The following is a 23,855-nucleotide window of genomic DNA, read 5'->3' on the forward strand; positions in this document are numbered from 1 at the left end:
ATCAAAGCATTTTTTTTAAGTAAATTTCATTCTATGGCGTGGAAGATTGATCTCAGAAGCTTTAGGATAGGGCTGGCGATGTGTAAGACTTACATCTTCTCTAACCTTTGATTCTGTAGTTTGATTGTGTTCATCGTCATAGTGATAACGAGGATCAGTAATAAAAGGCAATCTGGCCATTTTTAAAATCTGTACATTAGGGAAGTGATATTCTACTTCGACAGTTCCTAATAGTAAATAACATCCGCCACCAGCAAATGGATACTCTTCTAAACTATCAGGGAAGTGTACAGTGTCAAAGTAATGACCATTTGCATCTATCCAAGTACCGAAGTACATACTCCCTCTAGAAGTAGGCACATGCTTACGAGCAATTAAGTAGCCTAGCATTCTTACTGTTTTTTTGTGATAGTGTAATAAATCACAGACCATTACATCTCCTCTGAACTTCGTTTTTAATAGGTCAAAAGGCATACAAGAAATAGGAAAACCTAATAACTCCAACTCATCAAATGCATCTTCATATACAGAGCGCTTTAAGGTAGGGAAGGTATATTCTTGTATGGGCTCTTGTAATAATGTAAGTGTAGGAGTTAGTTCTCTTTTGCTCAAGAGTAGCTTAGCTTGAATTAGCAACTCATTCTTTTGTTTGCCAAAGGATTGAAAAGCGCCTATAAATATCAGTTTTTGTAAGGACTCTATAGCTATTGGAATGCGTTGGATAAAGTCGAAAAGAGATTCATATTTGCCATTTTCTTTTCTCTCTTTTAGAATAGCTTTAAGCAATTCTATATTTAACCCTTCGATAAGTTTTAGCCCTAAGAATAAATCTTTACCTATTAAAGTAGTCTGGAGTTCGCTAGAATTAATGCAGGGAGGTAATACATTCGCGCCTGACATGGTAGCCTCGTGTATATAAACTTCTGTACGGTAGAAGCCTCCTTCATTGTTAATGACTGCTGTGATAAATTCTAATGGATAATAAGTTTTGAGATATAAACTTTGATAACTTTCTATAGCATAAGACGCAGAGTGTGCTTTACAAAAAGAATACCCAGCGAATGATTCTATCTGTCTGTAAATTTCTTCACTTAGTACTCTTGGATGTCCTTTGTGATCACAATATTCAAAGAATCTATCTTTCACAGCCTGTAATCCTGCTAATGAACGACTTTTACCACTCATAGCTCTACGTAGAATATCTCCATCAGTAGCAGGTAATCCACCATAGTGTAACGCTATTTTGATCACATCTTCTTGATAGACCATGATGCCATAGGTTTCGCCTAATTGTTCTTTAAATACAGGATGAAAGTATTCAAATTCATTAGGATGATTATGACGATATATATATTCTTGCATCATTCCACTCTGTGCTACACCTGGGCGAATAATTGAAGAAGCAGCTACTAAAACCTTGTAATTATCACATTGTAGTCTTCTTAATAAACCACGCATAGCAGGACTTTCTATATAAAAACAACCAATGGTATTACCTGATTTTAGCTGTTGATTACACAATTCTTCATCCTTAGATAAAGAAATGTTTCGAATATCCACTTCTATACCTTGATTTTGAAGAATGAACTCAGTAGCTTCATTTATATGACCAATACCGCGTTGGCTGAGAATATCAAACTTGTCAAAACCGATATCTTCAGCAGTATGCATATCAAATTGTACAACAGGGAATCCTTTAGGAGGAAAATCTAATGCGGTATAGGTGGTGATAGGCTCTTCAGAAATTAAGATACCACAAGCGTGCATAGTACGTTGATTAGGAAATCCTTCTAATAGTTGTCCATATTGATGAATGAGAGATACGATACTATTCTTCTCATGACATTCTATAGGGTTACGCGTTAGTGTATCTAATTCATTCTTAGATAATCCATATACTTTTCCTATTTCTCGAATAATAGAACGATATTTAAAAGTAGATACAGCCCCACAAAAAGCGACACAATCCTTTCCATATCGAGCGAAAATGTATTGAAGTATATCATCTCGCTGATTCCAAGACCAGTCAATATCAAAATCTGGTGGAGACTTTCTATTCTGATTTAAAAAACGTTCGAAGTATAAGTCTAACTCTAAAGGGCATACATTGGTAATGCCTAAGCAGTACCCTACTATGCTATTCGCACCACTACCACGGCCGATGTGCATATAGCCTTTGCTATTACTATATTGAATAATATCCCAAGTGATTAAGAAATACCCCTCAAAGTTGAGTTGATCGATAACGCTAAGTTCTTTAGCTAATCTTTCTTTGGCTTGTATATGATCTGGACCATATATTTTGATCATACCTTCATTGGCTAGTTTTTGTAATAGATTTTGATCGCTAATTTTATCTTCAGTATAATACTTTTTATTTCTAGGAATTTTAAAACAAAAAGAATAGTTACATTCATTTAGTAATTGTTTTGTGTTTTCTACAAGTGTGGGATAAGTATTAAATTCAGCTATTAAGTGGTTTTCAGTCTTAAAGTAGTCGTTTGGGGAAGCACAATCTTTCTCTGACAATTTAGAGAGTAAGGTGTTTTTATCTATAGCTCGTAAAATACAGTGTAATTTATATTCTTCTTCGTTGAGATGATTAACTGTATGTAGTGCGATTAGCTTGTTCATTAAGGGTTTCCATTTCTCAGCATAGAGTAAAGAAAGTTGATTACTTCTTACGCCGATATATTCCCATTCTTTTAATGAATGAGATACAGATGAGAAAGGATAGATTACAAAACAATTTTGAAAGTCTGGAGCAGAAGAAGAGATTGTTGTATTTCCTTGATTTATACTTGTTAAGAATTGACCTATTTCACTAAAACCTTCTTGATTCTTAGCGAGTAGAATATAGTGTAATTCATTTTCTGTTCTAATTTCTGTTCCTATAACGGGCTTGATGGACTTAGCTTTACAAGCAGTCATAAACTCATATACCCCACTGAGGTTATTGATGTCAGTAAGAGCCATTGTACTTATATGATGTTGTTCACCTAATTGTACAAGGCGCTGTATAGGAATAGTCCCATAGCGCAAACTATAATATGAATGGCAGTTTAATAGCATTTTTTTTTGTGATGTTGTGATGTTGTGATGTTGTGATGAATGCCCTTGCACGCCGGCTAGGCACTTTCTTAATGCTTGCCCCCTGTGATGATGTGCCGATAGAACGTGATATACATACTGAAGGGCGTAGCCAAAAATTCCTAATTCTCAATTTCCCAAAGGGACTCTCACTATTCTCTTGTTTTTAAAAAAGCGCCTGAACACCTTGCTACAGCATTTATTCCATAACGCTTTTTCATTCTATCCATCGCTTGATAGAGAGCCATCATTTCTTCAGTATCTTCAAATAAATTCATTTGATATGTTCCACGTACAAGTCCACTGAATTGAATACCAATGAGACGAAGACGCATTCTTCTTTGGAATACCTTATCAAATAATTCGTGTACAATATGAATCAAGGTATGATCTGCAGATGTATAGGCTATTCTAGTTTGTTTAGTCTCTGTATCAAAATTAGTATAGCGTATTTTGACAGTAATGATAGAGGTAAGCCATTCTTCAGACCGAAGTTGATAAGCAAGTTTTTCTACCATACCTGTAAAGATAGCTTTGAGCATAGGAACGTCTATGGTATCTTGCTCAAAAGTGTGCTCTGACGAAATAGACTTCCTCTCTCTATAGGGTTCTACGGGGGTGAGGTCTATTCCATTTGCTTTTTTCCATAAATCTATTCCATTTTTACCCAGCAATTTTTGGAGTATTTGATACGGCATTTCAGACAGCGTTTGTATATTCCGAATACCAATGCGAGAGAGTAAGGTATAACTAACTTCTCCTAACATAGGTATTTTTCGTATAGAGAGCGGATTGAGAAAGGGGCGTACTTCAGGAGCTGTAATGTTAAGTGCTCCTTTAGGTTTAGCTTCTCCTGTTCCTATTTTAGAGACTGTTTTATTGATTGATAAGGCATAGCTCAGAGGTAATCCAGATTCTTGTTGAATAGTTTGTGTTAATTCTTTAATCCAGAGTGCAGCCCCAAAGAATTTGTCCATACCTGTCAGGTCGAGATAGAACTCATCTATACTTGCCTTTTCCATGACAGGAGCTTTCTCTGTAATAATATCAGTCACTAAGTGAGACATTTTTGAGTATAATTGCATATCTCCTTTTCTGATGATAGCCTGAGGACATAGCCTAGTTGCCATACGAATCGGCATGGCAGATCGCACTCCGAACTGCCTTGCTTCATAAGAGCAGCTAGACACCACCCCACGATCTCCACCACCTATAATGATAGGTAATCCATTGAGAGAAGAATCTATTAAACGCTCACAAGACACAAAAAAGGTGTCTAAATCTAAATGTGCAATCGCCCTTTCCATAATAGAAATAATTAAAAAATCTTGTACGAAATTACTATCTATGTTAGCAATTATATGTATATTTGATGCTATAAATAATAGCAAATGTCGTTTTTATCAGATAATATAAGGTATTTACGTGCCCAGAAGACTATGTCTCAACAAAAGGTGGCTGATGAGTTAATGATAACTCGTGCACGTTATTCAAAGTATGAAGAAGGAGCCTCTGAGCCACCTTTAGAAGTATTATTGCGTATTTCGCGTTTCTTTCATGTCAGTGTAGATTTGATGATTTCTGTTGATCTGCGCAAAGTTCCTATGCAAGATTTACTAAAGCTTGAGGACAATCGTATTCTACTACCTATTATGGTTGACCCTCATGGTAATAACTTTATCGAAATTATTCCTCATAAGGCTAGAGCAGGATACTTGACAGGATATGCAGATCCTGAATTTATTCAAAATCTAGATCAGATATCACTCCCTTTTTTAAAAGAAGGAAAGTATAGAGCCTTTCCCATAGAAGGAGATTCTATGCCTCCACATCAAGAGGGGTCTTTTATTATTGGTAGTTACATTGAGCGTCTAGATTATATCCGAAATGGACATACTTATATCATTATTACAGCAAATGAAGGCGTAGTGTATAAACGGGTATACCGCATAGATGAAGAGACACTAGAGTTACACTCAGACAATACCTTTTATGAGCCTTATCGAATCAAGGCGTATGACGTATTAGAGATCTGGGAGTATGCGAGTAGTATTGCTACAGAAGAGTTTAAACCAGAAGATTTAGGAGAACCAGATACTAAGGCGATGTTCCAAGAGATTAGACATATGCTAGGAGAGGTCATTAAGAAAGTAAAGTAGACAGCTAAATAATTACGAATTTCAAATTGCGAATTATTCAGACTTGCCTATAACGTTATATATATGCTATTGACGCACAACAGTAGGGATGACTACTATACGCCCAGCCTAGCGCATATCATCCTATGCCATAGACAATACTGTCAACTGTAGAGTGTCAACTGTAAACAGATTACTGTTTACCATACACTAAAGCAAAAGCCATTACTTTTAATAGAGTAATGGCTTTTATTTTTATTAGTAGAATTGTCTACAATAGATTAGGGATAAAATGATCTACCTAATAACACAGTCATCATAGTACATAGCACCTTATACTGTATGTAATATCATAAACTGTAAATTGTAAACAGTTAAGTGTAAATGAAAATTATCTATTGATATCAATAAGAATTTTAACTTGTTCTGGATTGCTTACTAAGGCTTCAAAACCATTTGTTACAATCTCGTCTAAACTGATTTTATTCGTTACCAATTTTTCTACCTCCATACGACCAGAATCAATTAAGTTAATCACTTCTGGGAAGATATTTCTATAGGCGATAACCCCTTTTACAGTGATTTCTCTTAATACTTGATCTAAAGCATCATGTTGAACTGGTTTTCCGAATAAAGCGACTAATACAGCAGTACCTCCATTACGAGTAGAAGCAATACCTGTATTATAAGAAGCTTGTACACCTGCACAGTCTAAGAATACATTAACTCCTAGCCCACCAGTCAAAGCTTTTATCTTAGCAGGAAGGTCTGCTTCCATAGCATTGAATACGTGAGTAGCTCCGATTTCTTTAGCTTTTTCTAGACGTTTCTCTGCTACATCTGTTACGATTACAGTAGACGCACCAGCTGCTAATGCCGCTTGAGCACATAATAGTCCGATAGGGCCAGCACCAGATACTAATACTGTTTGTCCTACTTTTAGACCACTCTGTAGTACTGAGTATACAGCTACTGCAGCAGGTTCTACTAAAGCACCTTGTTCAAAAGACATCGTATCAGGAATTTTGTGAATCATATAATCTTCTACTACTACATATTTAGCGAATCCACCATTACCAGCTAATCCGATGAAGCCTAAGTGTTCTCCTAAATTGTATTCTCCAGAAGCTACAAATGGACTATCAAAGTTTTTATAAATAGGCTCAATTACTACGCGGTCACCTACTTTAATATTTTTCACACCTTCTCCTAATTCTTCAACGATACCTGAGAATTCATGTCCTAAGGTAGTTACCCCTTGATGGCCATTTAATGGATATGGTTTGTCTAATGGAATTAATTGTGGTCCGTGTACATATTCGTGTAAGTCTGATCCACAGATACCCGCATATTGGACTGCTACTTTTACCTGTCCCTTAGCAGGTGTAGGGATTTCTGTTTGTTCTACTCTAATATCTTTGGCTGCATACCAGCGTGCTGCTTTCATTGTACTCATGATAATATTCTTTTTTATGTTTCACTCAAATATACTGAGAAAACTAGAAAATATCCGTTTCCTACTATGAATTGGGTGTTAATTATTAATCAATATTGTGTTATCGTTTTAAGATTGTAAGTGTTTTTAGAGTTATAACTTCTAAAATGGGAGAGATAATATAGTTTGTTAAGTATCTGTGTTTAAAATTTAACTAAAAAAAAGACCTTCATTTTTTTTATAAATGAATAAGACTAGTAAAATGTATGCTAATCTTATTCTTTTTTCCTTTGTTTTTTTTCTTTCAATCTTCTTATTAGTAATAATAAGGATTGTCAGGTAAAAAATGTGTTTCATTTTTTTATCCTAACTAAATTTTTAATTAGTTGGTATGTAGTTATTTAGCTGTTTTTTATCAACTATTTTCATATTCTATTTATACCTTCAGCCTATATACCATCTACCTTCACCCTCAGCTGTTCGACGATTAGTGGACACTTCCTCATATATAGTGGACTACAGAAATATTAGTCGAAGAATGTACCTGCTATTATTCAGGAATTATCCACGAATTGAAAAATGAAATAAAATGAAAAATGACATAAATAAAGGGGGTAGCGGTAGGATTTGATTATCATCATTTTGAACAGAAATAAAGAGTAAAACCAGATAGAGAGTAGAGAGGTTGTTTTTTAGAAATTATTTGATGAGTTAAATAATTGTATTTCTGTATTTTATATCTTGCATGAGAGAGGTGGGGGACTTTCTCACTTCAGGATAAACCCAAAACATAAGATTATGGCAGAAATAAAAGATGGAATATTAGGAGGCGTGCACGGTAGGGTGGGTACAGTAGTAGGATTTATGTGGAGAGGACGTTATTTTATTCGTTCTAGACCGCGCAAATCATATAAAGAAGCAACAGCATCTCAGATGCTACAACGAAGTAAACTAGGGGTAGTCTCTAGCTTTGTGAGTAAGTTTAAAGACTTTGTCAATGCGCATTATCCTGCTGCCTTACTCAATGATAAAATGGCGACAGGAAAGGAGCAACTTATCTCGATGTTGATGAAAGAAGGGATAGTCAATGTAGATGGAGAACCATGTATCGATATTGCATCAGTATTACTATCTATGGGAGTCCTACCTCCTGCAGTGATTAAAAAGATAAATCTACTAAAGACAGGACGTATTAAGGTACTGTGGGACAATAGTATTACTAATGCGATTACTAAAAATACAGATCGTTTATCTATAGTTGCTTATAGTGAAACATTAGATATGATGTGCGAAATGGAATCAATTGCAAAAAGAGAGGATAAGTATGTGCATTTTGATCTACCCAAAGAGTGGAAAGAAGGCAATATGCATTTCTGGAGTGTGTGGAAGTCTGCAGACGGTAAATTAATCAGTACTAGTGCTTATCATGGCATTATAGAATTAGGGAAGGGACAGATAGCAGATAACGAAGAACAGATAGCAGATAACGAAGAACAGATAGTAGGTAACGAAGGACAGATAGTAGGTAACGAAGGACAGATAGTAGATAACGAAGAACAGATAGCAGGTAATGAAGGGTATATAACAGGTAATGAAGAACAGCTAGCAGGTAACAGGAAACAGGATAAATCATCTAAAAAAAAATGGGCTCCTCCGGGATATTATGCTCGCAAAAATAACATGGTTAAACAAGATGATTCAAGTAAGGAAGAGAGTGATGTACCGCGATCTATTCTAGAGGCGATGTCCCCTAAAAGAGAATGAGAGAAGTCATGGATGCCAGTTTCACGACATCACAGTTTTACAAAAAAGCGATTTCACAATATAACAAAATATTATATTTATAGATTATTATAAATGCAGTACTTTGTACTCGTGTTAATAATTAAATTAAATAGATGAATTTAGCGGCTGTGCTATGGGATGTCAATCCCGAAATGATTAAAATAGGTAGTGTACCTGTACGTTATTACGGAGTTCTTTTTGCCCTAGGAATTATCTTAGGATATAAGATAGTGAGTTATGTTTTTCAGAAAGAACGTATACCACAGGTGTATTTAGATAAACTACTTTTATATATTATCGTAGGTACAGTATTAGGAGCTAGATTAGGACACTGTTTATTTTATGAGTTTGACTACTATATGCAGCACCCTTTAGAGATCATTATCCCTTTTGCTAAGGTCGATGGAGTGTATGAGTATGTAGGGTTTATGGGGTTAGCCAGTCATGGAGGAGCTATCGGAGTACTACTAGCGATCTATCTATACTGTCGTAAGTATAAGATAGGAGCATTCTGGATTTTGGATAGAATAGCCTTAGGAGTACCGATAGCAGGAGCATTTATTCGCTTTGGAAACTTTATGAATTCAGAGATCTATGGCAAGCCGACGAGTGGGAGCTGGGGAGTTATCTTTGTTCATGATGATATGATTCCACGTCACCCTACTCAGCTATACGAAGCCTTTGGGTATATATTGACAGGAGTGATCTTGTGGTTTTTATATCGCAGTCAGAAAGTAAGGAATAATGGAGTGATCTTTTCTTATTTTTTAATTCTGATGTTCCTGACTAGATTTGTGTTAGAGTTCTTTAAAGAGAATCAGGTAGCCTTCGAACAAGATATGATGTTGAATATGGGGCAGTGGTTAAGTGTTCCGTTTATATTAATAGGAGTATTGATGTTAGTGTTTCAGGATAAGTTGAGAGGGATAAGTCATTATGACGCTCGTGCTCTGATAGGGACAACGATAAAGTAATAAGGAATAAGAAGTATATAGATCATGGGCGAATTTGTAGAAGAAGTACATACTTACTGGAGATCTCAGATGGTACAGGGAAGTATTATTCATCTAGATGAGGTGTTTACATTAGTGTCTAATCCAGCCTTAGATGAGCTGTATAAAGTCATGATTTTAGAAATGACGAATAAGCACACCATGGCTGTAGTCACTCCTATGGTAGCAGAAGTATTAAAGCTAAGAGAATTAGAGGAGTACTCCATCAATGCCCTTAGAGAGGCGATCTCTACCTGTAAGTTAGAATTGCACTCACCAGATTATATTTATTATCTAGTAGATAATAAAGTTCCGCAGATTATTAGTAGCGTAGATGGGATAGTGATTAGACCCCTGTTTATAGAAACGGATAAAGAGGCGTTTAGACAATTCGAGTCTGTGTGCTCAGAAGAAGATCTAGATGGAGCTTATGTTTCTTTAAAGCATTGGATCGTATATGGCGCCTTCGATGGAGATCGGCTAGTAGGCGCTGTGAGTGTGTATCCATGGGAAGAGACTAAGCTAGCAGATATAGGAGTGATAACGGATGATGCCTATAGAGGTAGGAGGATTGCGACACGTTTAGTTCAGGCTATTTGTCTAGAGGTGATCGATAGAGGGCATGTACCTCAGTATAGATGCCAGACAGATAATGATACTTCTATAGCTTTAGCTAAGGCAGTAGGTTTCACCCTATTCGGACAATGGGAAGCGCTGGTAGCAGACTAAGAATATTTAACGAATCAGAAAAAAGGTCTCAAAAGATTTTATCTATTGAGACCTTTTATTATTTAGGGAAGGTAGAATGTGTGATTTTTTTTACGATTTATACTATTGGTTTGAATTTGTAGACTTTTAAGTAAAAATTTTTTTTGTACATAATGAAAGATTAATTCTTTATCTGTTGATTTTATTATAGTGTTAGCTTATGGTTAATTTAGTGTGGTTTTTGGATGAGATACTTAAAAAATAAAATTAAAAAGTTTAGACAAAATAGTAATTTCAAACTGAATAGTTAACAGGGATTGTCCGAGTGGCAATCCCTTTTTATATAGTTAGTGTTGGATATTATTTAGCATGTGTAATCCTATGTGATGTAAGTGTATTTCTTTAATAGTAGGTATGATGTATTGTGATGTTTGGGGAGGTTTATTCTGATTTTGAGACTATCATAGAATATGTTTTTTAGACAGACTCACTTGTAGTGTGGCATGATTGTTGGATTTTACAGTACTGTAATACTGAAGATCTTGTATTGGCAATGAGGAAGATAAAGGGGAGGAGTGTGCTTTTAAAAAAGTATTTCACCTCTTTTTTTATACGCTGATAGTATAGAAAAACAGATTGGTATAAAAAGGGAATGAAAAAATTAAAATAAAATTAAAACAGAATTAGATGTTTAAAAATTGATAAAATGTGAAAAAAGAATTAAAGAGTTTTGTTTTCTGTTTTTTTATTGATAATAATTGAATTTACTGTTTTTAATTTCTGTAAAAATGGGTGTTTATTATTGAGTTAGTTGTTAATAATTGAGTATTTTTATAATGGTTTATAACAAAAAGATATAAAAAAAAGGGTAATTACTATTGGCGTTTTGATGATGAGTGGTCTTGCTTTTTCTCAAGTTGGTATAGGAGTGAGAGCACCTCATAAATCAGCATTATTAGAGGTGAAAGCTAGTGAAGGGGATTATAGAGGGGTATTAATACCTCGTATTCCTTTAAAAAGCTTAACGGATAAATCATTTATTAATAAAGGGGATGTAGCAGAGAGTTTGTTAGTGTTTAACACGACTACTAAAGAAGGTCTTGCTCCAGGATTCTATTATTGGAAAGGTACTGAATGGGTAAGATTACTTAATAATCAGGATGTTATAGATAATATAGATAACTTTCCTAGAAATAAGGTTTTAGGGGTAGAAGGGGAGAGTTTAGTATTAACAGATACAAAAGGGCATACTGTTAATACACCTATAAAAGACCTTAATATCGTTACAACTATTAAAGATAACAAAGACGGTACATATACCTATACGAACGAGGCTGGAGTCACCCAGACTATAGATATAAGTGGAAGTGTGATAAATAATATCACAACTATTCTTCAAGACGAAACTGTCATCAATGAAATTTACAATAACGTTGCTGCAAAAGGTAAAGAGTTAAAAACGGCAGATAGTTCTATCTTAGTAGAAGGTGGATTAAAGGCAGTTTTAAATGAAACGAAGATATCGGTAGCTAATAAGGGAATTACAACAGCTAAGCTGTCGCCTGGAGGTAATAAACAATTACTTATAACTGATGCAACAGGACAAGTGAAATGGGTAAGTGCATCAGACGAGGTAATTAAAGAAGCGATTAAGCTAAATGAAAAGGTTACCATATTACAGAATAATCAGGATGGTACATTTGTGTATTATAATGAGAATGGAATAGATGAGAATGGAGGTTTAATTCAAGGAAAAGGAGTATTCTTCGATGCCAATACACTGAGAATAGAGGAGAGAAAAGGAGAAAAAGGAAAGGGAATCTTCGATTTTTATGATGGTAAAACAACCAAGGACAAACCTTTAATGACAATTAGTACTCGTGCAAATTCGATTGTATTTGAGAATGATAACTCAGTGATAGAAGGTGATAATTTACAAGATGTTATTAATAATATCATTACTAAGATAGAAATTGCACAAGGTAAACCTGCTGATATCAAAGGAAAAGGAATCTTGATTAACGATAATGCTGTGTTGGCTGGTGCAGTATTAAAAGAGGTAATGTTAAGCATTGCTGATAATGCAATCTCAGAAACCAAAATAGTAGATGGGGCTGTTACCTCTTATAAGTTAAGAGATGGTGCTGTTATACCTGAAAAAATTGCGCCAGGAAAGGATAAGTATATCTTAGTAACTAAAAATAAAAAGGTAGAGTGGGTACCTGCTACTGATCAAATTATTCAAGATGTTGTTAAACAGAATGAAACGGTTACGGTATTAAATGTTAACCCTGATGGGACATTTACTTACCAAAATGAAGATGATATTAAAAAGGGTAACCCAGGAGTAGAATTTGATGCAAATACACTTTCTATCAGTGATGATGGTAAAGGAAAGTATGTGTTTACTGATGGTAAAGGTCCCTTAGCTACCATAGATATTAAGGGAACAGTGATCACTAATATCGATGAGATACTCAATAATGCAACGGTTCAAAACACAATTTTTAAAACGGTAGCAGCTAATGGTCAAAAATTAGAGGCAGAAGATACTTCTATCCAGATTACTGGTGGAGATAAGGCTGTCTTGGCAAACACAAAGATTTCGGTTGCTCCAAAGGGGATTAGTACAGATAAAATAGAACCAGGTACTGATAAGTATTTATTGGTTACTAAAGACGGAGAGGTAGAGTGGGTACCTGCTACTGATTCAATTATTCAAGATGTTGTCAAACAGAATGAAACGGTTACGGTATTAGATGTTAACCCTGATGGGACATTTACTTATCGAAATGAAGATGATATTAAAAATGGGGGTGCTGGTGTAGTGTTTAATGCGAATACACTAAAAATAGAGGAACAGAATGGAAAGAAAGGAGTTTATGTTTTCTATGATGGACAGACTTCTCTGACTGCACCTTTAATGACTATTGATGTCGCAGGAGCAGTAATTGAGAATATCAATGAGATATTAAATGACACTACGGTACAGAATAATATTTATAATACAGTAGCTGCTAAGGGAAAAGCAGTGACTTCACCAAGTACCTCGATAGCTATAGGGAAACAGGGAGATAAAGCTGTACTCAATGAGATGACCTTAGATATCGCTGTAGATGGGGTAAGTACTGAAATGATTCAGGATAAAGCAGTGACTCCTGCCAAACTACAAGGGGGTACTGTAGGACAGCTTTTGGTAACGAATGTCAACAATGAGGCTAAGTGGGTAGATGCGACAGATGAAGTGATCAAAGAATTCTTGAAAGGGAATCAAGCGATTACAGAATTAGTCGACTTGGGTACTGGTCAGTTTACTTATTTTAATGAAGCTGACTACGATGCAGATGGCAATCGAAAACCAGGAGCTACGGGAATTACCTTTGATGCAAATACATTGCGTATTGATGAAGTTAAAGGGGCTAATGGAAAGGGAAATGGGGTTTATAACTTCTACGATAAATCAAAAGATACGCCTATAGGAACGGTCAATGTAACGCAAAACGTTATTGATAATATCACTACTATTTTTAATAGTAATGAGGTTAAAAATGAAGTAATCGCAACGATTAATTCAAGTGCTAAAAGTGTTACAAGTACCGATCAGTCGATTGCGGTAACCGGAGGAGACAAAGCTACTCTGCAAAATGTAATTGTTACTATCGCTGAAAAAGGAGTGAAAACAAAGCATATCGCAGATGGACAAGTAACAAGTGCTAAGATCAGTTCGGAAGGAGCTGTAAAAGGAACAGTCTTGACTGCTGATGGATTAGGAAAGGCGAGCTTTGCAACGGCTACAGAAACTGTAGCGCCAGCTATGAGAGGAAATTTAGTAGGTGAGGAAGAAGTAATCAAGGTAGAAGGCGGAAACAAAGTTTTATATGGTGATGACAACAAAAATGTAAAGGTTTCTATTGTTGCTGGAGGAATTACAAGTGCGCATATCAAGAATGAGACGATAGAAAATAATGATATCAAAAATAAAACCATTCAGGCTGGTAAATTAGACGCTACAGGAGCAACACAAGGAGCTGTGGCAACTGTAAATGCGGATGGCACAGTGTCTTATTTACCTGTTACGTCAGCTACTATTTCGAATAAAGGTGATATAGCTACTACTGATGGTATTAGTGTAGACGATGGAACTGGAAAGGTTTTAGGTAATGTGACTTTAGGATTGACTGATGGGCAGGTGGCACCGACTAAATTAACCCCTGGGAAAGACAATAGTCTATTGGTGACCAAAGCGGGAAAAGCACACTGGGTAGAAGCTACTGACGATATCATCAAAGATATAGTAAATAGTAAGGAGACTATAACAGTCTTGAAAAATGAAGGGAAAGGAATTTATACTTATTTTAATGAGGAGGCTGTAAAGAATAATACGGCAGGTGTAACTATTGATGTAAATTCACTTTCTATCGATAGTAGTAATCCAGGCGTATATGTCTTTAAAGATCTGTCTTCAGATAACCCTTTAGCTACTATAAATATTGCTACAGATGTTATTAATTCAATTGTAACTATTCTTGGTGATACTGATGTAAAGACTGAGGTTTACAATATAATAGCAGCACAAGGAAAAGCGATAACTTCTACAGATGGTTCATTGGCCATTCCAGTTGGTAATAAAGCTGGTTTAGAAGGACTAAATATTGGAATTGCCACTGATGGAGTTAAAACAACTCATATTGCTGATAAACAAATAACAGCTGCTAAATTAGTAGCTGATGGAACTAACCAAGAAGGATTTGTGGCAACAGTGAATGGGGATGGCACAGTAAGTTATAAGTCAGTAATAGATACCGATGTATCGAGTAAAGCCGCTGCACTTAAAACGGATAATATCATTCAAGTTGACGGGGTAAATTCAAAAGGTGGAGTGTTATTCTCTGAGGCTACTTTAAGTATTAGAGAAGGTGGTATTGATACTACTCAATTAGCTGATAATGCTGTAAAAGACAGTAAAATAGCTGATGGAGCTGTGACAACTACTAAAATAGTTGATCACGCTGTTACTGCTACTAAGATTTCTTCTGAAGGTGTTGGTGAAAAGAGAATATTGGTAAGTGGACCTGGCAATACTGTAGTTTGGAAAGAAATGGGAGATTTTGAAGAAATTTCCTCAGGAAATTTGACTACTGATGATATTATCACGATGAGTACGGACGGCAAAGGAACAATTTTAAAAGATGTAACGTTAGGTATTGCTGATCAAAGTATAACAAAAGAAAAACTGAGTTCTGTTAAAACCACAGGAGACAATGAGACTGGAGATTTACTATTGGTGACAGATGGCAACGGAGGTTTTAAATATATTTCTAAATCCTTAGTAGATACGCCTTCTGGAGACTTAACTTCAGCAGAAACACTGAGTATAGGCGACGGGAAAGACGCTGTATTAAAAAACGTTACTATTGAGGTAAAAGACAAGGGAATTAGTACTGGAAAATTAGCAGATGGGGCAGTTACGATAACTAAAATGTCTTCTGAAACCGCTGCTGAAAACTCGGTGTTAACTGCAGATGGGCAAGGTAATGTAGCTTATAAGAAAATAAGTGAAAGTGCCTTCGAAGGATCGGAAGCAGATTTGATATCAGATGGTTCGTTAGCTATTCCTTTAAACAATAAAGCAGTTTTAAAAGCGACAACTATTGGTATTGGAGAAAAAGGAGTTAAAACAAAACACATTGCTGACGAGAATGTAACTGTAGCTAAAGTAAAAGGTGGCGTTGCTAAGCAGTTATTAATTACGAATGAAGGAGGGAAGGCACAATGGGTTGATGCATCGGATCCAATTATAAAAGAAATCGTAAAGGTTAATGAACAGATAACAGTATTGACAGATAATCAGGACGGTACATTTACTTATCAGAACGAGGAGGATATAGCGAATGGTTCTGCAGGTATTACATTCAATGCCAATACGCTGACTATTACTGATAATGGAAAAGGAGAGTATGTGTTCACTGATAAATCGGGGACCGGAGCTTTAGCTACCATTGATATTCAAGCTACAATTATCAATAATATCACGGAGCTCTTACAAGATGTAAATGTCAAAGAAGAGATTTACAATATCATTGCGGGGCAAGGTAAAAAAGTGTCTGAAGGAGATGCTATTGCAATTATAGGTGGAGATAAGGCTGCATTAGAAGAAATGACAATTGGATTAAAAGACGGAGGGGTCACTACTGCTAAAATATCTTCTACTGGAGCTGATAAAAATACTGTATTAACAGCAGATGGACAGGGTAACGTGGCTTATGTGAAGCTTAGTGAAAGTGCCTTTGAAGGAAAAGGTGCTAATCTAACATCAGATGGATCATTAGTTATTCCAGAAGGAGAGGGATCAGTTTTAAAAGCAACAACTATAGGGATTGCTCTAGAAGGAGTAAAGAGTGAACATATTGCTGATAAAAATGTTACTACATCAAAAATAAGTAGTGATACTTTGGCAGCAGGTAGAGTATTGACAACTGATGGAAATGGAGGAGCAGAGTTTCAAACTTTAAGAGAAGTTCTGGGTGACCACGGGAAGGCTTTAACAGGTGATACTGCCATTCACGTAGAGGGAGGAGATCACGCGACGTTAAATGATGTAAAGCTTACCCTTAATAATAACAGTATTACAAATGAAAAGCTGGCACTTAACGCGGTAGCAAATACTAATATCCAAGAAGGAGCTGTAACTGCTGGTAAAATAGCAGGAGAAAAGCAGAGAACTATCTTGATTACGGATGAGTATGGAACTGTGAGATGGGCAGATGCAAATGCCAATGTGATAGAAGATATTGTAGGGCATACAGAATCACTGACTGTATTAAGGGACAACAATGATGGAACCTTTACTTATTTTGCCGAAAATCAAGTGGATAACAAAGGGAATATTAAGGATGGAGCTGTAGGTGTGACCTTTAATGCCAATACGTTAAGTGTTGATAATTCGACTCCTGGTATCTATGTGTTAAAAGATAAGTCAAAGGCGAATAACGGTGTCGTTGGAACAATAGATACGCGTGCAAGTCATATTATTTTTGAAGGAGATGTTTCATATACTTCTGTAGAAGAGGCTATTACAAATATCACGCAAAAAATAGAACAGTTAGAGAAAATCGAAATAGATAAAGAAGGGCTGTCGGGTGATGGAATCTTAGTCAATGGCAAAGCATCTGAAGAAGATGTGCTATTGAAAAAAGTGAACCTAAGTATTGCTGATGACGCAATTACTACTTCAAAGATTGCTGATGGGCATGTAACTCCTCAAAAAATAAAAGCGGGGAATGCTAAACAATTGTTGGTTACAAACGCAGCAGGCAAAGCAGAATGGGTAGATGCTACTGATGCTATTGCAATTAATGAGAAGGTAACTCTGCTTACTGATAATCAAGACGGTACTTTCACCTATCAGAATGAGGACGATATCGCCAATGGAGGCAGTGGAGTTAAATTTGATGCGAATACGTTAAAAATTGAGGTAATAGGCAAAGGAAAATACGAGTTTTACGATAAGTCGCAAGATGATCCTTTAGCAACGATAGATGTTACTCACGATGTCATTGAAAATATCTTAGAGATTATTAAAGAAGTAAATGTACAAGAGGAGATCTATAAGGTAATAGCAGCTAAAGGGAAAGCAGTTTCTACTGATAATTCTATTCAAGTAGTCGGGGGAGAGCAAGCGGCATTACATGAAATGACAATCTCTCTGAGAGATGAAGGAGTAACGGCTGAAAAGATAAAGGCAAAGGCAGTTACAGAGGATAAATTATTTGCAGGAGCAAATAAGAAAGGCTATGTGCCAGTGGTTCAGTCAGATGGAAGTGTGAAATATCAGCCAATGTCTGCAGTAGTGGCAGGAGAGATGCTGACCGTAGATTCTTCATTAAAAATCACAGGTGATGCATCCAAGGCTGTATTGCAAAAAATAGATTTGGAAGTAAATGAGGGAGGAATAGAAACTAAGCATCTTCACAATCTTTCTGTAACGACAGATAAAATTAGTTCTAAGCAAGCTGATGTCATTGCTAAAAAAGGAGATATTCTTGCTGCAGATGGTTCAGGGAATGCTGCTTTTTATTCTTCTAATGAAATTATCAAATCTGCTAATCAAGGAGATTTAATAGGTGAGTCAGGTGTGATTGCTGTAAAAGGAGGTGAGAATGTCTTGTTTGGAGATGAAACAAAGCAAGCTGAAATATCGATCAGAACAGGTGGAATCAAAGGAGGTGATAAGGGACATATCGCAGCAGGGACTATTCAAAATTCGAATATTGCTAATCAGAGTATTACAGCAACAAAGTTGAATGCAGAAGCAGCGCAAGAAGGAACTGTAGCGACAGTAGGTGCTGGTGGTACTGTAAGTTATCAACCGATTACTACTACTGCTATTGTGAATAAAGGAGAAATTAAGACGGATAATATTATTTCTGTAGATAACGGTGTAGATAAAGTATTTGCAGATGTAATGCTTGGGTTAAACGACAACTCTGTTACTCCTGCTAAATTAAGTGCAGATGGTGCAGCTACAGGAACCGTAGCGACAGTAGGAGCAAATGGTTTGGTATCTTATCAACCGATTTCTACCCAGGTGATTTCAAATAAAGGAAGCTTGACAACAGATGAGGTTATCGTCGTAGATAATGGCGTAGATAAGTTGTTGGGAGATATGAGATTGAGTATTAAAAACAAGGGGATAACCAATGATCAGTTAGCTGATAAATCGGTTACTGCAGAAAATATTTCATCAAAGGGAATCGGTGAAAAGAGAGTCTTAATCAGTGGAAAGAATGACGAGGTTGTATGGGGTGAATTAGGAGATATTGTGACTAATACAGCAGGGAATTTGACTACAGATGACATCATTGAAATGACCAAAGGAGATGGTGTTAATTCCTTATTAACTGATGTCGCATTGGGAATTAAAGACAACAGTATTACACGAGATAAATTGAGTTCTATCGAAGGAGGTGCTCCGGTAGGCAAGGATAAGATCTTAGTAACAAATGATGCTGGAGGTTTTGATTTAGTAGATCAAAATGCTGTACAAGTAGGCGGTAAGGATTTAGCTTTAGGTGGGGCATTGGCATTCACCAAAGGAGATGGATTAAACACCGTATTGGTTGAAACGGGAATAGATGTTAAAGCAAGTGGAATTACAAATGATAAAATAGCGCCAAGTGCAGTGACAGTTGATAAAATCTCTGCAGGTGAGGCAGCAGCGAATACTGTATTAACTTCAGTAGGTCAAGGAAAAGTAGAGTATAAGGCATTGAGCAATACTGCTTTTGAAGGACAAGGTGTTGACTTAGAATCAGATGCTTCTATTGTAGTGACAGAGAATAACAAAGCCTTGCTTAAGGCAGCAAATATTGCTATAGCGAAAGAGGGAGTAGATTCAAAACACCTCAAGGCTAAATCGGTGACTACAGATAAGATTAGCTCTGTCAATGGTAAGAACAATTATGCAGCGGGAACATTCTTAACGGCAGATGGCCAAGGAGCAACGAGTTATCAAACGATGGATAAGATTGCCTCTACGCAAGGTAAGTCAATTACTTCTACAGGAAATTCTCTTGCTATAGAGGGGAATAAGGCTGCTTTACAAGATGTCAATATTGAGATAGCGAAAGATGGAGTGAAAACAAATCACATTGCAGATCGACAAGTAACTATTGACAAAATAGGATCTGGTGAAAATGGATCTGGGTTATTATTGGCAACCAATGGTCAAGGTGGTGCAGAGTTTATCGATGCTGCAGTAGCTATATCTGACATCGGTAAGCCTTTAGGTAGCGGAACAGGTATCACGATTACAGGAGGTGGTAAAGAACATGCCTTATTAGGAGATGCAACAGTAAACATTTCAGAGAAAGGGGTAGGAGAAGCGCAATTAGCAGACAGTGCAGTTACTACCAGTAAAATCGCAATTAGGAATGTGACGTCTGATAAACTGAGTTCTAAGGAGAAAGATAAAGTGGTTGACAAAGGGAAGGTACTTACAGCCGATGGAAAAGGAGGAGTAGAATATGCAAGTCCTGCGGGTGCGACAACTACAGGTGAGTTGATCGGCTCTGAAGTTATTAATGTGGTAAATGGAAAAGGAGCTGTGTTAAGTGATGTACAATTAGATATCGTACAAAAATCAATAAAAGGAATTCATATAGAAGATGGTACAATTACTACAAGTAAAATAGGTAAAGAGGCAATTAAAAATGGACAAATAGCTGCAAATGCAGTAGGAAGAAAAGAGATTTATCCAAGTAATATTGATGAAGGACATATGACTAATAACTCTATTAGTTCAAGAACTATACAATCTAATGCAGTAACAACTGAAAAAATAGATAATGAAGCTGTAACGAATGAAAAGATTCAAAACTTAGCTATTGATAACTTTAAAATTAAAAATGCTACAATTAGCGGAGGAAAATTGATAGATGGAGCAATAGAAGAGAAAAAGATTAAAGACGGGGCAGTAACAAAAGCTAAAATAAGTGCTGCAGGAGAAACTGTTGGTCATGTTCTTACAGTGGAGTCAGGAGGTAAGGTTGCTTTTAAAGCACCAACAGGTACAAATGTTTCAAAAGGGGACATAAAAAGTGGGCAGTCTATAGATGTTTTAGATGGAAAAGGAGCTGTGTTAAGTGATGTTACTATTTCGGTTAAAAAATGGGGAATTGATACAGATCAGTTGGCTGGAGAAGCCGTGGGAACAGAAGAGTTAAAAGATAAGTCTGTTACAAATGAAAAGATTAGTTCGCATGGAGCACCAATAGATGAGGTACTGACTTCGGATGGAAAAGGAGGAGCTTTTTGGGCTCCAGTAAAAGGAGGTAATTCAAACAAAGCAGCAATGCCTAAGTTCTTTTATGCTCCTTCATTTTACGTAAGCGTGGAACCTGGGGAAAGTGCAACAATTAATGTTTATGGAGTTTATGAAGAGCAATTTGGAACACCTATGAAGGTAAATCCAAATGCTCAAACTAAATCGCTACCTGTCTTAGGAGAAACTGAATTAGATTATTATGTATTGTACTATGACGAAGATGTATTCAGTGATGTAGAAATGTTAGATAATGGCAGATTAAAATACAAAGTAAAAAGTGGTGTGAGAACGACTACTGAAACATATTTTAATATTGCTTTTGGAGTTAGAGATTAATATACTTAATGAAAGCCTATTTTTAAGATAAAGAAAAATAGGCTTTTAGTGTTAAATGAATTTAATATATAAAAGAATGAAAAAAAGTATATTATTGATTTTATTAGTGATGTGTAGTACCGTTTGGGCTCAAGAAGATTCACGAACTTTTCCCTATACAATTACTTTGACAGGGGATAGTAAGCCTGATGCGATTACAGAATACTTTGGAAATAAGAACATAGCTAATTCTTCGGAGCGTTATTCTAAGGATGGTATAGCTCTGACTTATAAAGAAGGAGATGCTATTCAGGAGTTTAGTGGATTTGCCTTAGATGATATTCCCTTTACTTCTGAGTTTGGAATTATCGTTGAATTCACTTACGCGATAGTCGATGGAGTGGAATATGTAGGCAGGTACGGAGATGGTCTAACAATGTTCATATATGACAGTGACAAGGACTTCGAAATTGGGGGACACGGCGCGAGTTTAGGTTATGTTTACCGAGTTAATGGGGTATACCCAGAATTGAGTTTACCTGGGTTGAACGGGGGATATTTAGCTGTAGGATTAGATGTTTATGGTGATTTTAAAAATAGAGCAGAGGGGTACTATGAAAAAAGGGAAGGAATTTATGGACACAAATGGGAAATTCACGGAAATCACCTAACCGTGAGAGGGGGACAGCATTTAGATGATAGATTCAAAGGATACCCTGTATTGCACACGGTTAACTCAGATTATGTTTATAATAATGACAATACAGCTTCTTTAGATTACAGTACAGGAGAGTATAAATTCAGGCATGATTGGGGGTATAGAGCATTCGACATGTACACTGATCGAGATGGGAATGGCAATATTCAATACACAAAAGTAAAAGTGCTGATATTTCCAGATGCTGAATTAAAAGGGAGTTATATTGAAGTTATTGTAGATGAGCGAGATGGAGAGAAAACAATAATAGAAAGATTCTATTATCCCAATGAGTTTAAAACCAGAGATATGACAGGGGAGTTGTATGATTTTAAAACATCTATTCCCGATAACTTTAAGATTGGATTTGCCGCAGGTACAGGAGGAGCTTACGAAAAGCATTTGATTAAAGAAGTAAGAGTAAGTCTTCCATATGAACCAGAAATGGAAGATCTTGTTCAACCATTGTGCATGGGGCGTTCAAAGGGAAAAGAAGTAAAGTTTGATCCATTTGAAGAGTCTTTTTTCTATTTAGGTTCAGTTTCTGATCCAGATAGAGGTAATGACGATGACTATATCAACTTTGACTCTTTTCGCTTTGAGGATGAGTTTGGTTTTGCCTTGAATCCGCGAAGTAATTTTGAATATAGAGAAGAAGGAGTGGGAACTTGGGAGTATGATGGATATCGCACAGTAACTTTCACAGCAGAGAGTGACGATTTAGAGGAAGAAGAATACTCAATTTACTTTTCAGCAAGAGGAGCAGGATCAAGCAATGGTCCTTTTGGGAAAGAAGAATATCGATCAAGACCTACAAAATTAACAGTGAGATTGGAGAAATGTCAAAAGTTAGTTAATCCAATACTTCCTATTAAGTTTCGCATAGAGTAAACAGTTTTATGGATAATATTACAAAAAAGAGGCTATATAGCCTCTTTTTTTTATGCGCTACTTAGTTAGTGTTGAGTGTTCTAAATGATTCCTTTTTGGTTTTGGTATTGTTTTTGTATTGCCTGTTTTGGATTTGCTTAAATAGATGTTTTAAGGGAACAAAATATAATACAATAGAATAAGGTTATAAAAAGTACAATATGAAAAAAAGGGTAATTACTATTGGAATGTTAATGATGTTTTGGGGGGCGTTTTCTCAAGTGGGTATTGGGGTTAAAGCACCACATAGTTCTGCATTATTAGAATTAAAAGCAACGGAAGGAGATTATAGAGGAGTATTAATTCCTCGTATTCCTTTAAAAGATTTAACAGATATATCTGAAATTAATAAGGGTGACGTAGTAACTAGTTTATTAGTATTTAATACAACAATTAATCAAAGCTTAAGTCCTGGTTTTTATTATTGGAATGGAAATATGTGGGTGAGATTAATAAATAATCAAGATATAATTGATAATATAGATGTTTTTCCTAGAAACAAGGTGTTAGAAGTTAGAGAGGATGTATTAGTATTAGAAGATAGTAAGGGATTGCAAGTAGATGTTCCTATTCAAGATTTGAATATTGTTACTACAATAAAAGAAGGGGAGAAAGGAACTTATATTTATAAGAATGAAGCAGGAGATGAAAGTGTAATCAATATAACGGATAGTGTAATTAACAATATCGTAGAGATCTTAAATGATGAAACAGTTCAAAATAGTATCTATACAACAGTAGCTAATAAGGGGAAAAAGGTAACAGGAGATACAGCTATTGAAGTAACAGGTGGTGATAAGGCTGCTTTACAAGAGATGACTATATCGTTAAAAGATGGGGGAATAGGCCCTGAAAAAGTACAGCCAGGAGGAAAGAAACAAATCTTGATTACTAATGAGAACGGAGATGTAGTATGGGTAGATGCCAGTAATGAGATCAT

At 36.0% G+C, this 23,855-nt stretch carries 9 protein-coding genes and 1 pseudogene; 7 read left to right on the forward strand and 3 right to left on the reverse strand.

The window, feature by feature from the left end; all coding sequences use genetic code 11:
* Nucleotides 1-15: 15 nt before the first annotated feature.
* Nucleotides 16-3,072 (reverse strand): DNA polymerase III subunit alpha, encoded by a 3,057-nt coding sequence (locus HX049_RS06455; protein ID WP_286414911.1) that lies wholly within the window; start codon nt 3,070-3,072, stop codon nt 16-18.
* A gap of 170 nt (nt 3,073-3,242) precedes the next feature.
* The gene (gene dinB, locus HX049_RS06460) at nt 3,243-4,397 is read right to left on the reverse strand and encodes a DNA polymerase IV (RefSeq protein ID WP_435793526.1); all 1,155 of its coding nucleotides are present in this window, start codon (nt 4,395-4,397) and stop codon (nt 3,243-3,245) included.
* 84 nt (nt 4,398-4,481) lie between these two features.
* On the opposite strand from dinB, the gene HX049_RS06465 reads away from it, so the two are divergent.
* Entirely contained in the window at nt 4,482-5,249 is a 768-nt protein-coding gene (locus tag HX049_RS06465) for an XRE family transcriptional regulator (protein ID WP_286414914.1), read from the forward strand.
* Between the two features lie 370 nt (nt 5,250-5,619).
* Here HX049_RS06465 and HX049_RS06470 read toward each other — a convergent pair whose 3' ends face one another.
* A complete protein-coding gene (locus HX049_RS06470) occupies nt 5,620-6,684 on the reverse strand; it encodes a 2,3-butanediol dehydrogenase (protein WP_286414915.1) in 1,065 nt (354 codons plus the stop codon).
* A gap of 777 nt (nt 6,685-7,461) precedes the next feature.
* Here HX049_RS06470 and HX049_RS06475 point away from each other — a divergent pair.
* The 6 genes and pseudogenes from HX049_RS06475 to HX049_RS06500 all read left to right on the forward strand — a co-directional run.
* Nucleotides 7,462-8,427, forward strand: a complete 966-nt coding sequence (locus HX049_RS06475; protein ID WP_286414917.1) for a DUF6266 family protein — start codon at nt 7,462-7,464, stop codon at nt 8,425-8,427.
* 134 nt (nt 8,428-8,561) lie between these two features.
* Nucleotides 8,562-9,422 carry a prolipoprotein diacylglyceryl transferase gene (gene lgt / locus HX049_RS06480; protein WP_286414919.1) on the forward strand — a complete coding sequence of 287 codons (861 nt, stop codon included), beginning with the start codon at nt 8,562-8,564 and terminating at the stop codon, nt 9,420-9,422.
* A 24-nt stretch (nt 9,423-9,446) separates the two neighbouring features.
* On the forward strand, nt 9,447-10,169 hold the full coding sequence (locus HX049_RS06485) for a GNAT family N-acetyltransferase (protein WP_286414921.1): 723 nt from the start codon (nt 9,447-9,449) through the stop codon (nt 10,167-10,169).
* Between the two features lie 868 nt (nt 10,170-11,037).
* A complete protein-coding gene (locus HX049_RS06490) occupies nt 11,038-21,309 on the forward strand; it encodes a hypothetical protein (RefSeq protein ID WP_286414922.1) in 10,272 nt (3,423 codons plus the stop codon).
* Nucleotides 21,310-21,385: 76 nt separating this feature from the next.
* Nucleotides 21,386-22,876, forward strand: a complete 1,491-nt coding sequence (locus HX049_RS06495) for a hypothetical protein (protein ID WP_286414924.1) — start codon at nt 21,386-21,388, stop codon at nt 22,874-22,876.
* Nucleotides 22,877-23,076: 200 nt separating this feature from the next.
* A pseudogene (locus tag HX049_RS06500) lies at nt 23,077-23,855 on the forward strand (hypothetical protein); the annotation flags it as partial.

The organism is Myroides odoratimimus (assembly GCF_030326305.1).
GTDB lineage: Bacteria > Bacteroidota > Bacteroidia > Flavobacteriales > Flavobacteriaceae > Flavobacterium > Flavobacterium odoratimimum_A.

Excerpts from the sequence above, each read along its gene's own strand:
- HX049_RS06455 (WP_286414911.1), bottom strand. The coding sequence starts at position 3,072 with ATGCTATTAAACTGCCATTCATATTATAGTTTGCGCTATGGGACTATT.
- HX049_RS06495 (WP_286414924.1), top strand. The coding sequence starts at position 21,386 with ATGAAAAAAAGTATATTATTGATTTTATTAGTGATGTGTAGTACCGTT.
- HX049_RS06475 (WP_286414917.1), top strand. The coding sequence starts at position 7,462 with ATGGCAGAAATAAAAGATGGAATATTAGGAGGCGTGCACGGTAGGGTG.
- HX049_RS06485 (WP_286414921.1), top strand. The coding sequence starts at position 9,447 with ATGGGCGAATTTGTAGAAGAAGTACATACTTACTGGAGATCTCAGATG.
- HX049_RS06470 (WP_286414915.1), bottom strand. The coding sequence starts at position 6,684 with ATGAGTACAATGAAAGCAGCACGCTGGTATGCAGCCAAAGATATTAGA.
- lgt (WP_286414919.1), top strand. The coding sequence starts at position 8,562 with ATGAATTTAGCGGCTGTGCTATGGGATGTCAATCCCGAAATGATTAAA.
- dinB (WP_435793526.1), bottom strand. The coding sequence starts at position 4,397 with ATGGAAAGGGCGATTGCACATTTAGATTTAGACACCTTTTTTGTGTCT.
- HX049_RS06490 (WP_286414922.1), top strand. The coding sequence starts at position 11,038 with ATGATGAGTGGTCTTGCTTTTTCTCAAGTTGGTATAGGAGTGAGAGCA.
- HX049_RS06465 (WP_286414914.1), top strand. The coding sequence starts at position 4,482 with ATGTCGTTTTTATCAGATAATATAAGGTATTTACGTGCCCAGAAGACT.